Origin of the sequence: Nocardioides secundeburneus (assembly GCF_039939255.1) — a bacterium.
Lineage (GTDB): Bacteria > Actinomycetota > Actinomycetes > Propionibacteriales > Nocardioidaceae > Nocardioides.
Map to the genome: position 1 here is coordinate 574973 of NZ_JBDUUE010000001.1, position 12955 is coordinate 587927.

The following is a 12955-nucleotide window of genomic DNA, read 5'->3' on the forward strand; positions in this document are numbered from 1 at the left end:
CGAGTCAGGTGCCGCACGCCACCCGGCCCGGTGACGTCCTCGGCGACCGCTACCGGCTCGTCGACCTGCTCACCGAGACCGCCGGCGGCCGCTTCTGGCGGGCCTACGACCACGCGCTCGAGCGCCACGTCGCCATCCACGTCATCCGAGGCGACGACGACCGCGCGCCGGCCCTCATGGACGCCGCCCGCCGCTCGGCCGCGCTGCTCGACCGCCGCGTGCTGCGCGTGCTCGACGCCGACCGCACCGACGACGTCTGCTACGTGGTCAACGAGTGGGGCTGGGGCACCTCGCTCGACATCGTCGCCGCCAACGGCACGACCCTCGGCCCGCGTCGCGCCGCCTGGCTGGTCGCGGAGGTGGCCGACTCGGTCGCCTGCGCGCACGCCGCCGGCATCGCCCACGGCCGACTCAACCCCGAGAACGTCCTCGTCGACCGGGTCGGCAACGTGCGACTCATCGGCTTCTGCGTCGACGCCGCCCTGCACGGCGTCGGTGGTCGAGACGCCGAGGAGGCCCGCGACGTCGACGACCTCGCCGGGCTCCTCTACTGCGCCCTGACGGCTCGCTGGGCCGGGTCGTCGGGCTCGATCGTCGAGCCCGCGCCGCGCGGGCACGGCGACGTGCTGCGTCCGCGCCAGGTCCGCGCCGGCATCCCGCGCGCGCTCGACGTGCTCTGCGACGAGGTGCTGCACCCGGGCGCGCGCAGCCGCGAGCTCGGCGACGTCGCCACGACGGCACGCGGCATCGCCGACTACCTCGCCGAGTTCGTCGGCGAGGCCGACGGCATGCCCGAGTCGCTGCTCGAGAGCGTGCCCGACGTCCTGCCCGAGGAGGAGCAGGTCGTGCTGCCGCCGGTGCCCGAGATGCGGCCCTACCCGCCGCGCGAGCCCGAACCCGAACCTGAGCCCGAGCCCGAACCCGAGCCGGCCCCCGCGGTCGACGGGCCCGTCGAGCAGCCGACCGAGGCCGGGGTGCCGATCTTCGGTGACGACGACGACGTCTCGTGGCTCGAGCGGCGCGCCACGCCCGCGCCGCCACCGCCGCCGTTCGAGGCGCCGCCGGAGCGTCCGCTCTTCGCCCCCGACCCCGCCGACGGTCGTCCGGTCCGCCGACCACGGCAGCTGGCCGCGAGCGCGGCCGAGTCGAGCAGCGACGGCTTCTGGCCCTGGGACACCGCCTCCTCGTCCGCCGGTGCCGGCCCGGCCGACAGCTCGACGCTCGACCCCGTCGAGGTCACCGACGAGCGGGTCCCCGGCCGCGGGTTCCTGCGCCTGGCCACCGCCCTGGCGCTGGTGCTCGTCCTGGCCCTCGGCGTCGTCGTGGCCATCCAGGTCCGCGGCGGCGGCACCGACGACCCCGCGCCGTCCCCGTCGGGCCTCGGCGGCCCGGCTCGTGCGACGATCGTCGCCGTGGTCGGAGAACGCGGGTGAGCGAGCTGCCCTGGGGCGGCCGCACCGACGCCGAGCTCCTCGCGGCGCACGTCGCGGGCGACGTCCACGCCTTCGGTGAGCTCTTCGGCCGCCACCGCGACCGGCTGTGGGCGGTGGCGCTGCGCACGATGGGCAACCCCGACGACGCCGCCGACGGGCTGCAGGACGGCATGGTCGCGGCGTACCGCCGCGCCGCGTCGTTCCGCGGCGAGGCCCAGGTCACGACGTGGCTGCACCGCGTCGTCGTCAACGCCTGCCTGGACCGCCTCCGGGCCGCGAAGGTCCGGCGGGCCGAGGCGCTGCCCGACGACCTCGAGGAGTACGGCAACCGCGGCTCCCTCGTCTCGGCCACCGGCGAGGCCGCCGATCCCGCCGACCACGCCGTCGTCGGCGACCGGCGCCGTCAGGTGCTCGACGCGCTCGCGACGCTGCCGGAGGAGCAGCGCGCCGCGCTCGTGCTCGTCGACATGGAGGGCTACCCGGTGGCCGAGGTCGCCGAGATGCTCGACTGCGCCGTCGGCACGGTGAAGTCGCGCTGCTCGCGGGGCCGCTCGAAGCTCGCCGTGCTGCTCGCCGGCATGCTCGACGACGGAGGCGACGGTCACACCGCACCCGGGAACCCGCCGCCCGCCAGGCACGTCCCATCCACGCACCCGCCGCGGGGTCCGCCTGCCTGAGGGCGTGTGCGCCGCCGACCACGACCCGCTCCACCCGTCACGGAAGTGATCCCCGATGTCCCAGCACGAGCCCGAGGCGAGCCCTCAGCAGCAGGAGGCGATCCGCCGACTGCTCGCTCAGGCACGTCACGACGAGCCCGTGCCCGACGACGTCGCGCGGCGCCTCGACACCGTGCTCTCGCAGCTGGCCGCCGAGGGCACCCGCGCCGTCGACCCGCCCCCGCCGCCGCCCTACCAGGGCACGGTCGTCGACCTCGCCGCCCGACGCCGCCGACGGGTCACCGGCCTGCTCGGCGCCGCGGCGGCGGTCGTCGTCCTCGGGGTGGGGGCCACGCAGCTGATCGACACCACCGGCTCCGACGACAGCAGCAGCGGCGACAGCGCCGGCACCGCAGAGGACGGCGGGGGCGAGCTCGCCGAGTCGGCGCCGTCGCCGATGCCGAGTCGCGAGCCCAACAGCGCGGTCCCGGCGCCGTCCCAGGCCGCCCCCGACGTCCCCCCGATCAGCCGGCAGACGTTCGGCGACGCCGTCCTGGCACTGCGCGACCGCGGCATCCCCGAGGAGGACGTCAGCCGCGACGACGACCTCACCACCGCTCCCCTGTTCGTCTGCGACGTCGCCGACTTCGGCGAGGGCGACCTGGTCGCGGTGCGCTACGAGGGCAAGGAGGCGGTACTCGCCTACCGCCCGGTGCAGGGCACCACGCAGGTCGTCGACCTGTTGCAGTGCGGCAGCGGCGACGTGCTCCGCTCGAAGGTGATCCCCGCGCCGTAGCACGGTTCGGGCACCGGGCCCGGCCGGAACAAGGCTCGCCTACGATCGGTTGTGACGAGTGACCGCTCGCCACCGCCACCACGAGGAGACCTGTTCCGCATGTCCGAGCCCCGCAACGTCATCATCATCGGCTCTGGTCCCACGGGCTACACCGCCGCGGTCTACGCCGCGCGCGCGAGCCTGGAACCGCTGGTCTTCGAGGGCTCGGTCACCGCCGGTGGCGCTCTGATGAACACCACCGAGGTCGAGAACTTCCCCGGCTTCCGCGACGGCATCATGGGCCCGGCCCTCATGGACGAGATGCGCGCCCAGGCCGAGCGCTTCGGCGCCGAGCTCGTCCCCGACGACGTCGTTGCGGTCGACCTGACCGGCGAGGTCAAGACCGTGCGCACGGCCACCGAGACCTACACCGCCCGCGCGGTCATCCTGGCCACCGGCTCGGGCTACCGCAAGCTCGAGCTGCCCAACGAGGACACCCTGTCCGGACGCGGCGTGTCGTGGTGCGCCACCTGCGACGGGTTCTTCTTCCGCGACCAGCACATCGCCGTCGTCGGCGGCGGCGACTCCGCCATCGAGGAGGCCACCTTCTTGACCCGGTTCGGTTCGAAGGTCTCTCTCATCGTGCGCCGCGACGAGCTCCGCGCCTCCAAGATCATGCAGGAACGCGCCTTCGCCGACCCCAAGCTCGACATCGTGTGGAACAGCGTCGTCGAGACCATCAACGGCACCGACAAGCTCGAGTCGCTCACCCTCAAGGACACCGTCACCGGCCAGACCCGCGACCTCGACGCTACCGGCCTGTTCATCGCGATCGGCCACGACCCCCGCTCCGAGCTCTTCAAGGGCCAGGTCGACCTCGACGACAACGGCTACGTCATCGCCGCCCACCCCAACACCGGCACCAACATCCCCGGCGTCTTCGCCGCCGGCGACCTCGTCGACCACATCTACCGCCAAGCCATCACCGCCGCCGGCACCGGCTGCGCCGCCGCCCTCGACGCCGAGCGCTACCTCGCCGAGCTCGACCACACCGCCGTGAACGGTGCAGAGGCCCAGCAGCGCGCCGACGCCGAGGCGGCCCTCGACCTCTGAGGTCGGGAACACCCACACACCTCCGGCTGTTGAGCCGGGTACCAACACTTCTGAGAAGGGAATTCACGTGGGCAACATCGAAGCCGTCACCGACGCAGAGTTCGACACGCAGGTCCTCCAGTCCGAGCGCCCCGTGCTCGTGGACTTCTGGGCCGAGTGGTGCGGACCGTGCCGTCAGGTCGCGCCGATCCTCGACGAGATCGCCTCGCAGCACGGCGAGAAGATCAAGTTCCTCAAGATGAACGTCGACGAGAACCCCGTGACGCCGTCGTCCTACAAGGTCAACGGCATCCCGACGATCAACGTCTACCACGGTGGCGAGGTCGTCCGGTCCATCGTCGGTGCGCGCCCCAAGGCGGCGCTGCTCAAGGAGCTCGAGGAGTTCACCGCCTGATCATGACTTCAGGCGACTGAGTGTCTGATGAAGCCCCGGAGCCCTACGGCTCCGGGGCTTCGTCCATCCTGATCGGTGCCGGCACCGGCGTCGGCCGGACGACGCCCCGCAGCTTCTCCAGCGCCGCCTCGACCTCGTCGCGCCACGTCAGCGCCGAGCGCAGGTCCATCCGCATGCGTGGGGTCGTGGGGTGCCAGCGGTGGGTGCGGAAGCCGACGTGGGCCAGGAAGTCGCCCGGCGGCAGGCACGCGCGGCGTCCGCGCGGGTCGACGAACGCCTCGACCGCCCGGATGCCACCTCGCTTCACCAGGTCGCGCGCCATGTGCTGCACCAGCATCCGACCGAGACCTCCCCGCGCGTGGTCGGGGTGCACGTAGGCCATCGTCATCAGGACGGCGTCGGCCGAGACCGGTGCGGTCGGGTGCGAGTCGGCGCCCGGCACGAACGCCGGAGGTGCGTAGACGACATAGCCGACCGCGACGTCGTCGACCATCGCGACCCGGCCGCACGAGCCCCACTCGCGCAGCACGTGGGACAGCCAGGCGTCCTTCTCGTCGGCAGCCTCGGCTCCGGAGGAGAGGCGGCCGCGCCGCACGGGGTCGAGCTCCCAGCGCACGCACGAGCGGCAGGGCGTGCCGTGCTCGCCCAGCAGCTGGAGGAGGTCGGGAGTGAGCCGCTCGATCCGGCGGGTCATGAAACCCGAGGGTAGTCGACCCGGGTGACCTGTCAGGATGGATCGGTGCGCCAGATCCGCCAGAGCAAGAAGCTGCAGAACGTCCGCTACGACGTGCGAGGGCCGATCCTCGTCGAGGCCCAGCGCCTCGAGGCCGAGGGCCACGAGATCCTCAAGCTCAACATCGGCAACACCGCGCCGTTCGGCTTCCGAGCTCCCGAGGCGATCGTCGCCGACATGACCCACCACCTGACCGACTCGCAGGGCTACAGCGACTCGCGCGGGATCTTCTCGGCCCGCACCGCGGTCGCGCAGTTCTACCAGCAGCGCGGGCTCAAGGACACCTCCGTCGACGACGTCTACATCGGCAACGGCGTCTCCGAGCTGATCGGCATGGTGCTGCAGACGTTCCTCGACGACGGCAACGAGATCCTGGTCCCGGCGCCCGACTACCCACTGTGGACCGGGGCCGTCACGCTGTCCGGTGGCACGGCCGTCCACTACCTGTGCGACGAGGAGAACGACTGGAGTCCCGACCTCGCCGACATCGAGTCGAAGATCACCGAGCACACCCAGGGCATCGTCATCATCAACCCGAACAACCCGACGGGTGCCGTCTACAGCAAGCAGGTCGTCGACGCGCTCGTCGACATCGCCCGCCGGCACGAGCTCGTGGTGTTCGCCGACGAGATCTACGAGAAGATCCTGTTCGAGGACGCCGTGCACCACCACGCCGCGGCCTCGGCGGGCAACGACGTGCTGTGCCTGACCTTCAGCGGTCTGTCGAAGTCCTACCGCGTCTGCGGCTACCGGGCCGGCTGGTTGATGGTCTCGGGCCCGCAGGAGGTCGCCCAGGACTTCCTCGAGGGCCTCACGCTCATCGCGAACATGCGCATGTGCGCCAACGTGCCGGCCCAGCACGCCATCCAGACGGCGCTCGGCGGCTACCAGTCCGTCGAGGAGCTGATCGGCCCCGGTGGACGGTTCTACGAGCAGAGCATGCTCGCCCACCGGTTGCTCAACGAGATCCCCGGCGTCTCGTCGGTCAAGCCGCGCGGCGCGCTCTACTGCTTCCCGCGCCTCGACCCCGACGTCTACCAGGTCGACGACGACGAGGAGCTCGTCATCGACCTGCTCCGGGCCAAGAAGATCCTGGTCACGCACGGCACGGGCTTCAACTGGCCGCGCCCCGACCACTTCCGCCTGGTGACGCTGCCCGACGTCGTGATGCTCGAGGAGGCGATCGGCCGCATCGCCGACTTCCTGGCGACGCGTCGGTAGCGCGGGGCTGGGGGCACTAGGGTCGCCGTCATGCGCGACATCACCTACCCGCCGGTCATCGTGACCGCCAAGGTGCTCTTCCGGGCCCTCGGCCAGACGTTCCAGATGAGCGGTACCGAGCACGTGCCCCGCGAGGGCGGGGTGCTGCTCGCGGTCAACCACATCGGCTACACCGACTTCGTCTACGGTGGCCTCGCCGCGAACCCGTCGAAGCGGCTGGTGCGGTTCATGGCCAAGCGTGAGATCTTCGACCACCGCATCGGTGGGCCGGTCATGCGGTCCTTCCACCACATCGAGGTCGACCGTGGCGCCGGCCTGCAGTCGATGGCCACGGCCGTCGAGTACCTGCGGGCCGGCGAGGCCGTCGGCATCTTCCCCGAGGCCACGATCTCCCGCTCGTTCGAGCTGAAGGAGTTCAAGACCGGTGCCGTGCGCATCGCCGCCGACGCCGGGGTGCCGATCGTGCCGGTCATCCTCTGGGGCACGCAGCGCCTGATGACCAAGGACCACCCGCGCGACTTCTCCCGCGGCAAGACCATCGCCGTGCGGTGCGCGCCGCCGATGTATCCCACCGGCGACGACCCGGAGGCCGAGACGGTCGCACTGCGGCGGGTGATGGCCTCGCTGCTCGACGAGACCATCCGTACCTACCCGGCCGACGAGCAGCCGCCTGGCTCGTGGTGGCTGCCGGCGGCCTACGGGGGCAGCGCGCCGACGCCGGAGGAGGCGGAGCGCCTCGACCGCGAGGAGAAGCGCGCCCGCGCCGCCCGGCGGGCGGCCAAGCGCGCCGCCGACAAGAAGTAGACCCGTCGATAGGTCGACCAGACGCTATGTCGACATGTCGGCGCAGCGACTGTGCTCCTAGATGGGTCGGTCGCTCCGGTTGCGCGGGTCCATGATGTCGACGATGCGACGCAGGTCGTCGAGCGAGGCGAACTCGACGGTGATCTTGCCCTTGCGCTGACCCAGGTCGACCTTGACGCGTGTCTCGAGCCGGTCCGACAATCGCTCCGCCAGGTCGGCCAGGCCGGGTGCCACCGGCTTGCGGCGGGTCTGTCGCGGCGTCGGCTCGTCCCCCGCGTCGCCCACCGCGACGATCTCCTCCAGGGCCCGGACGCTGATGCCCTCGGCCACGACACGCTGAGCCAACCGGTCCTGCCGTGCCGGGTCGTCGACCCCGAGGAGGCTGCGGGCATGACCGGCCGAGAGCACTCCGGCCGCCACCCGGCGCTGGACGGCGGGGCTGAGCCGCAGCAGCCGGATGGTGTTGCTGATCTGGGGACGTGACCGCCCGATGCGACCGGCGAGCTCCTCGTGGGTGCAGCCGAAGTCCTCGAGCAGCTGGTTGTAGGCGGCCGCCTCCTCCAGCGGGTTCAGCTGGCTGCGGTGCAGGTTCTCCAGCAGGGCGTCGCGCAGCATGTCGACGTCGTCGGTACGGCGCACGATCGCCGGGATCGTCGTCATCCCCGCGAGCTGGGCGGCGCGCCAGCGGCGCTCACCCATGATCAGCTCGTAGCGGTCGTCGCCCTGGGGACGCACGACGATGGGCTGCAGCAGACCGACCTCACGCAGCGAGTGCACGAGCTCGGCCATGGCGTCCTCGTCGAAGACCTCACGCGGTTGAACGGCGTTCGGCGTGATCGCGCCGACGGGCAGCTCGGCGAACGAGGCGCCGGCCACCTCCTGCAGCTCCGGCGCGGCGGACGGCGTCGGGCTGACGCTGCCGGGGGGCGTCTGCGCCGACTCGGCCCCGCTCGGCGCCGTGCTCGGCGCCTCGGTCGGTGACGAGCCGGCGGCCGGGGCGTCGACCGGGGCGTCGACCGAGGTGGGCGCCGTCGGGATGAGCGACCCGAGACCACGCCCGAGCCCGCGCCGTGGGGCCTGGCCGGCCATCAGCGGGCTCCCTTCGTGGCGATCTCGCGCGCTGCCTCGAAGTACGACAGCGCACCGGGCGAGCCGGGGTCGTAGGTCATCACCGTCTGACCGTACGACGGTGCCTCGGAGACCCGCACCGACCGCGGAATGGCCGTCCGCAGGACCTGGTCGCCGAAGTGCCCCCGCACCTCCTCGGCGACGCCGGCCGCGAGCCGGGTGCGGGCGTCGTACATCGTGAGCAGGATGGTGCTGACCGCGAGGTCGGGGTTGAGGTGGGCGCGGACCATGTCGACGGTCTCGAGCAGCTGCCCCAGGCCCTCCAGCGCGTAGTACTCGGCCTGGATCGGGATCATCATCTCGTCGCCGGCGACCAGGGCGTTCAGCGTCAGCAGGCCCAGCGACGGCGGGCAGTCGATGAGCACGTAGTCGTAGCGGTCCTCCGGGGCGTCCGGCCGACCGTCGGTGACCACCCGCGGGTGGGCGTGGATCGCCTTGCGGAGCCGGCCCTCGCGGGCGACGACGCTCACGAGCTCGATCTCGGCGCCGGCCAGGTCGATGGTGGCCGGGACGACCTGGAGGTTGGGCAGGTCAGGACAGGGCTGGGCGATGTCGGCGAGAGCCTGGCCGTCGACCAACGCGTCGTAGGTCGATGGAACTCCCCGTCGGTGCTCGACACTCAGGGCGGTGGAGGCGTTGCCCTGGGGGTCGAGATCGATCACCAGCACGCGCATGCCCAGCTGAGCCAGCGCCGCCGCCACGTTGACGGTCGTCGTCGTCTTGCCGACGCCGCCCTTCTGGTTCGCCACCACCATCACCCGGGTGCCCCGTGGACGCTGGACACCTTCGGAGCGGGTCTGGGTCGTCTTCTGCTCCCGGGCCAGCAGGCTGTGCTGCACGGCTCGAGCCAGCGGAGTGGCCTCGGCGTCGTAGCGGTCGTCGAGCGACGCGAGGTCGCCGGCGGTCCGAGGACCGCTGTTCGCCGGCTGACTGCCGGGGGGGATCGTCACTGGGAAACTCCGTTTCACGTGAAACAAGGTGTGGGCATGCGCCAAACGCCCGTCAGGGATTGATTGTGGACAAGTCGCGCCCACCTGTGGAGAACTCGCTCATCTGAGCGTGGAACACCCGGTGGATAACTCACCGTCGCCGACGAGCCCTGCCACGCGGCGACGGTGCGACTGTGCGGACCGGAGGCCACGCTACCGACTCCGGCTGCGACCAGCGAAGCCGCACGGCATACGTCGGCGTCTCCAGGACAGCCGCGCCGAGCTCGACGATCTCGGGGGTCGTCACCGACCACCGGTGCAGCTCGGTCGAGGACCCGACCTCGGCGCTGGCACGATCACCCTTGAGAGCCAGGAACTCGCCGGCGGGCGCGACGAGCGGCAACGACCACGTCAGCAGGCGGTCGAGCGGGGCCACGGCACGCGAGGTGACGACGTCGAACCCCGGGCGGAACGACTCCTCGCCATGCAGGTCCTCGGCGCGGGCGCGCACCACACGCACGTTCGACAGGCCGAGGGTGTCCGCCGCCTCGGTGAGGAAGGTCGTGCGGCGGAGCAACGGCTCGATGAGCGTGACCTGGACGTCCGGCCGGGCGATCGCCAGCACGACACCGGGCAGACCCGCGCCCGACCCGATGTCGGCGACCCGAGCACCATCGGCGACCACGTTGGCCAGCACAGCGGAGTTCAGGATGTGGCGGTCCCACAGACGCGGCGTCTCGCGCGGGCCGATCAGGCCGCGCAGCACCCCGTCCCCGGCCAGCAGCTCCGCGAAGGCCTCAGCCGTCTCGATTCGCGAAGCAAACACCCCCCGCGCCACGGTGGGCGCAGGGGGTGCTGTTTCACGTGAAACATCTGCCACGGTGAGCCTCAGGCAGGCAGGACGATGACGTAGCGCCGCGGCTCGACGCCCTCGGACTCCGACGTCAGACCCGCGCCGGCCACGGCGTCGTGCACGACCTTGCGCTCGAACGGGCTCATGGGGGAGAGCGAGACCGGCTGTCCCGAGGCCCGGACCTCCTCGATCGTGGTCTGCGCCAGGGTGACCAGCTCGGCACGGCGATCGGCACGGTAGCCGGAGATGTCGAGCATCAGCCGCGACCGCTCGCCCGTCTCGCGGTACACCGCGAGGCGAGTCAGCTCCTGCAGGGCCTCGAGCACCTCGCCCTGACGACCCACCAGCTGCTGCAGGTCGGCGCCGACGATCGACACCGCGGCACGGTCGCCCTCGACGTCCATGTCGAGGTCGCCGTCGAGGTCGGCGATGTCGAGCAGTTCTTCGAGGTAGTCGGCGGCGATGTCGCCTTCCTGCTCCAGCAGGTCGACCTTGGACGTACGCGGCTCGGCACCGTCGTCCTCGCCGGCCTCGGTCACGGTCTCGCTCTCGGTGGGCTCGACGCTCATCGGCCTCCTCCTTGCTTCTTCTTCTTCAGGTTCGGGGTCTGGGTCGGCCGGCTACCGGACCCGGCACTGCCGGCAGACCCGGCGCCACCGGGGGAGCCGCCGGCCGCCTGGCGCTGCGCCTTGGTCTGCCGCTTCGGCTGCTGCCGCACCGCCGGACGCCGGTCGACCTCGGGCTCCGGCTCGGCCTCGACAGGCTCACCGGCCTTGATCTTGCCCTTCGCCCGGTCGCGCTCAACCTTGGCGTCGAACGCGGGGGTGCCAGGCGCGGGGTTGTTCCGGATCACGTAGAACTGCTGGCCCATGGTCCACAGGTTCGACGTCGTCCAGTACAGGAGCACGCCGATCGGGAAGGCGACGCCGGAGATGCCGAACACGAGGGGCAGCACGTAGAGCAGGATCTTCTGCTGTTGCGCGTAGGGCCCGGTGAGCGCGTCGGCCGGCATGTTCTTCGACATCAGCTGACGCTGCGTGGTGAAGGTGGTCGCCGTCATCGCGATCACCAGCACGATCGCGGTGAGCATCACCGTCCAGTCGCCGTCGGGCCCCCACACCCGGGCCTGCCAGAACGACTCCTTGATCGGGATGTGGCCGAAGATGAGCGAGTCGGCGAACACCGTGGCCCGCTCGTCGGTCAGGAATCCTCGACCCTGCTGGTTCTTCGAGGCCTGATCGAGGATGCGGAACAGCGCGAAGAAGATCGGCATCTGCAGGATCAGCGGCAGGCACGAGGCGAACGGGTTCGTGCCGGCGTCCTTGTAGAGCTTCATGGTCTCTTCGCCGAGCTTCTGGCGGTCGTGACCGTACTTCTTCTGCAGCTCCTTCACCTTCGGCTGGATGAGCTGCATGTTGCGCTGCGACTTGATCTGCTTGACGAACAGCGGGATCAGCAGGATGCGGATCACGATCGTCAGGCCGACGATCGACAGCGCCCACGACAGACCACCGTCGGGGTCGAGCACGAGGCCGAGCACCTCGTGCCAGGCGAGCATGATCGCCGAGATGACGTAGTACAGCGGCGTCATGATGAAGCCGCCGATGTCGGAGAAGAAACCCACGTGACTCAAGCTCCTAGCTGAGAGACGGTGCGGTCGGACGAGGTGGACGACGAGGACGAGCGGGACGAGCGGCGTGGTGCACGGGGCGGGACCTTGTCCACCCCGCCGGCCGCCCATGGGTGGCAGCGGGCCAGGCGACGCAGCGCCAGCCACGACCCCTTGATGCTCCCGTGCACCTGCACCGCCTCGAGGGCGTAGGCCGAGCACGACGGGTAGTAGCGACAGACCTCGCCGTAGAGCGGGCTGATCACCAAGCGGTACAACCGGAGCAACCCGATGAGGAGGTACTTCACGCCGGGCTCCGGTAGCGGGCCAGGCACGAGACGAGGTCGCGTCGCAGCCTCGCTGACGAGGCCTCGGCCGAGGCGGGCAGCGCCCGCACCACCAGCGAGCTGCCCGGTGGCAGGTGCGGCAGCTCGGTGCGCACCACGTGCCGCAGGCGCCGCTTCACCCGACCGCGGACCACCGAGCCGCCAACCGCCTTGCTCACCACGAAGCCCACCTTGACCGCAACGACCGACACCTCCGCGTCGGGGACGACGAGGAGGTGGGTCACCACGGTGTGGCTCGAGGCACGTCGACCGCGTCGCGTGACGTCGCGGAACGACGCCCCGTCGACGAGTCGGTGGGTGGCCGGCAGCACGATCGGGCCGGCGGACCGAGTCGGGGACTCAGACCGCGAGGCTCTTGCGGCCCTTGCGGCGACGGCTCGCCAGGATCGAACGGCCGGCGCGGGTGCGCATACGGAGGCGGAACCCGTGCGTCTTGTGACGGCGACGGTTGTTCGGCTGGTAGGTGCGCTTGCTCACGGAGAATTCCTTCGCTGGTGGGTGCCACGTCGAGGACGCGGAGTGTCATACAGTCGTGGTCTCGACGCCGCGTGCCAGGATGGCCCGCACACCGCACCGGCGTGGGGTCGAGCCCCGCACCGCAGCGACGACGAGCGCGCATCAGCACCTGTCGACGTCGTGTGACCAACCAACGGTACGCGGAGCCCGGAGACAGGGTCAAACCGCCGCGCTCCGCCGCCGACCGTCATCTACCGCGAGGCGGACCTGCCTGTGGATGACGGGTTGCCCGACCCCGCCCTACCGATTACGTTCAGGTGATGTCGGGCTTCCCCTCCGTCCTCGGCTCCCTCGGTCGCTGCGCCGCTCCTTCAGCGGTGCGAACCCCGAGCACCACCCCTCTGACCTGCGACGACGTGTCCCGGCGACGAGGTGGACGGGTCCCCGTCACGCCGGGTCAGCTGCGTCGTCCACACCGTGCACACCCTGTGGACAAACTTGTGG

Annotated in this window: 16 protein-coding genes; 7 read left to right on the forward strand and 9 right to left on the reverse strand. The window is 71.3% G+C overall.

All coding sequences use genetic code 11. The annotated features are described in order from the left end of the window. Window positions 1-8 precede the first annotated feature (8 nt). From ABFT23_RS02525 to trxA, 5 genes are all read left to right on the forward strand, one after another. Window positions 9-1433 carry a protein kinase family protein gene (locus ABFT23_RS02525; protein ID WP_347892347.1) on the forward strand — a complete coding sequence of 475 codons (1425 nt, stop codon included), beginning with the start codon at window positions 9-11 and terminating at the stop codon, window positions 1431-1433. Continuing rightward, on the forward strand, window positions 1430-2110 hold the full coding sequence (sigM, locus tag ABFT23_RS02530) for an RNA polymerase sigma factor SigM (RefSeq protein ID WP_347892348.1): 681 nt from the start codon (window positions 1430-1432) through the stop codon (window positions 2108-2110). Before ABFT23_RS02525 ends, sigM begins: the two co-directional genes overlap by 4 nt. A 55-nt stretch (window positions 2111-2165) precedes the next feature. After that, window positions 2166-2885 carry a hypothetical protein gene (locus tag ABFT23_RS02535; RefSeq protein ID WP_347892349.1) on the forward strand — a complete coding sequence of 240 codons (720 nt, stop codon included), beginning with the start codon at window positions 2166-2168 and terminating at the stop codon, window positions 2883-2885. 99 nt (window positions 2886-2984) lie between these two features. Further along, window positions 2985-3977 carry a thioredoxin-disulfide reductase gene (trxB, locus tag ABFT23_RS02540; protein WP_347892350.1) on the forward strand — a complete coding sequence of 331 codons (993 nt, stop codon included), beginning with the start codon at window positions 2985-2987 and terminating at the stop codon, window positions 3975-3977. Window positions 3978-4044: 67 nt separating this feature from the next. Beyond that, window positions 4045-4371, forward strand: a complete 327-nt coding sequence (trxA, locus tag ABFT23_RS02545) for a thioredoxin (RefSeq protein WP_347892351.1) — start codon at window positions 4045-4047, stop codon at window positions 4369-4371. A gap of 43 nt (window positions 4372-4414) precedes the next feature. On the opposite strand, the gene ABFT23_RS02550 is transcribed toward trxA, so the two are convergent. Further along, window positions 4415-5065, reverse strand: a complete 651-nt coding sequence (locus ABFT23_RS02550; RefSeq protein WP_347892352.1) for a GNAT family N-acetyltransferase — start codon at window positions 5063-5065, stop codon at window positions 4415-4417. Window positions 5066-5110: 45 nt separating this feature from the next. Between ABFT23_RS02550 and ABFT23_RS02555 the strand changes: the two genes are divergently transcribed. Together ABFT23_RS02555 and ABFT23_RS02560 are read left to right on the forward strand one after the other, a co-directional pair. Then, on the forward strand, window positions 5111-6325 hold the full coding sequence (locus tag ABFT23_RS02555; protein WP_347892353.1) for a pyridoxal phosphate-dependent aminotransferase: 1215 nt from the start codon (window positions 5111-5113) through the stop codon (window positions 6323-6325). Between the two features lie 30 nt (window positions 6326-6355). Next, window positions 6356-7129 carry a lysophospholipid acyltransferase family protein gene (locus tag ABFT23_RS02560; RefSeq protein WP_347892354.1) on the forward strand — a complete coding sequence of 258 codons (774 nt, stop codon included), beginning with the start codon at window positions 6356-6358 and terminating at the stop codon, window positions 7127-7129. Window positions 7130-7186: 57 nt separating this feature from the next. Here ABFT23_RS02560 and ABFT23_RS02565 read toward each other — a convergent pair whose 3' ends face one another. From ABFT23_RS02565 to rpmH, 8 genes are all read right to left on the reverse strand, one after another. Next, window positions 7187-8218, reverse strand: a complete 1032-nt coding sequence (locus tag ABFT23_RS02565) for a ParB/RepB/Spo0J family partition protein (protein WP_347892355.1) — start codon at window positions 8216-8218, stop codon at window positions 7187-7189. After that, on the reverse strand, window positions 8218-9207 hold the full coding sequence (locus ABFT23_RS02570; protein WP_457622869.1) for a ParA family protein: 990 nt from the start codon (window positions 9205-9207) through the stop codon (window positions 8218-8220). Before ABFT23_RS02570 ends, ABFT23_RS02565 begins: the two co-directional genes overlap by 1 nt. Window positions 9208-9337: 130 nt before the next feature. Next, entirely contained in the window at window positions 9338-10024 is a 687-nt protein-coding gene (gene rsmG / locus ABFT23_RS02575; protein WP_347892356.1) for a 16S rRNA (guanine(527)-N(7))-methyltransferase RsmG, read from the reverse strand. 50 nt (window positions 10025-10074) lie between these two features. Then, complete coding sequence (locus tag ABFT23_RS02580) at window positions 10075-10608, reverse strand: Jag family protein (protein WP_347892357.1); 534 nt, start codon at window positions 10606-10608, stop codon at window positions 10075-10077. Then, a complete protein-coding gene (yidC, locus tag ABFT23_RS02585; RefSeq protein ID WP_457622985.1) occupies window positions 10605-11630 on the reverse strand; it encodes a membrane protein insertase YidC in 1026 nt (341 codons plus the stop codon). The genes ABFT23_RS02580 and yidC overlap by 4 nt, the downstream gene beginning before the upstream one ends. A 38-nt stretch (window positions 11631-11668) precedes the next feature. Further along, the gene (gene yidD / locus ABFT23_RS02590; RefSeq protein WP_347892358.1) at window positions 11669-11956 is read right to left on the reverse strand and encodes a membrane protein insertion efficiency factor YidD; all 288 of its coding nucleotides are present in this window, start codon (window positions 11954-11956) and stop codon (window positions 11669-11671) included. Beyond that, the gene (gene rnpA / locus ABFT23_RS02595) at window positions 11953-12306 is read right to left on the reverse strand and encodes a ribonuclease P protein component (RefSeq protein ID WP_347892360.1); all 354 of its coding nucleotides are present in this window, start codon (window positions 12304-12306) and stop codon (window positions 11953-11955) included. Before rnpA ends, yidD begins: the two co-directional genes overlap by 4 nt. A gap of 28 nt (window positions 12307-12334) precedes the next feature. Beyond that, window positions 12335-12472: a 50S ribosomal protein L34 gene (gene rpmH, locus ABFT23_RS02600; protein WP_330866318.1), complete on the reverse strand. Its 138-nt coding sequence runs from the start codon at window positions 12470-12472 to the stop codon at window positions 12335-12337. Between the last annotated feature and the right edge of the window lie 483 nt (window positions 12473-12955).

Coding starts and splice junctions, on each gene's coding strand:
- ABFT23_RS02560 (WP_347892354.1), top strand. CDS start 6,356: ATGCGCGACATCACCTACCCGCCGGTCATCGTGACCGCCAAGGTGCTC.
- ABFT23_RS02550 (WP_347892352.1), bottom strand. CDS start 5,065: ATGACCCGCCGGATCGAGCGGCTCACTCCCGACCTCCTCCAGCTGCTG.
- ABFT23_RS02580 (WP_347892357.1), bottom strand. CDS start 10,608: ATGAGCGTCGAGCCCACCGAGAGCGAGACCGTGACCGAGGCCGGCGAG.
- trxB (WP_347892350.1), top strand. CDS start 2,985: ATGTCCGAGCCCCGCAACGTCATCATCATCGGCTCTGGTCCCACGGGC.
- ABFT23_RS02535 (WP_347892349.1), top strand. CDS start 2,166: ATGTCCCAGCACGAGCCCGAGGCGAGCCCTCAGCAGCAGGAGGCGATC.
- yidC (WP_457622985.1), bottom strand. CDS start 11,630: ATGACGCCGCTGTACTACGTCATCTCGGCGATCATGCTCGCCTGGCAC.
- ABFT23_RS02565 (WP_347892355.1), bottom strand. CDS start 8,218: ATGGCCGGCCAGGCCCCACGGCGCGGGCTCGGGCGTGGTCTCGGGTCG.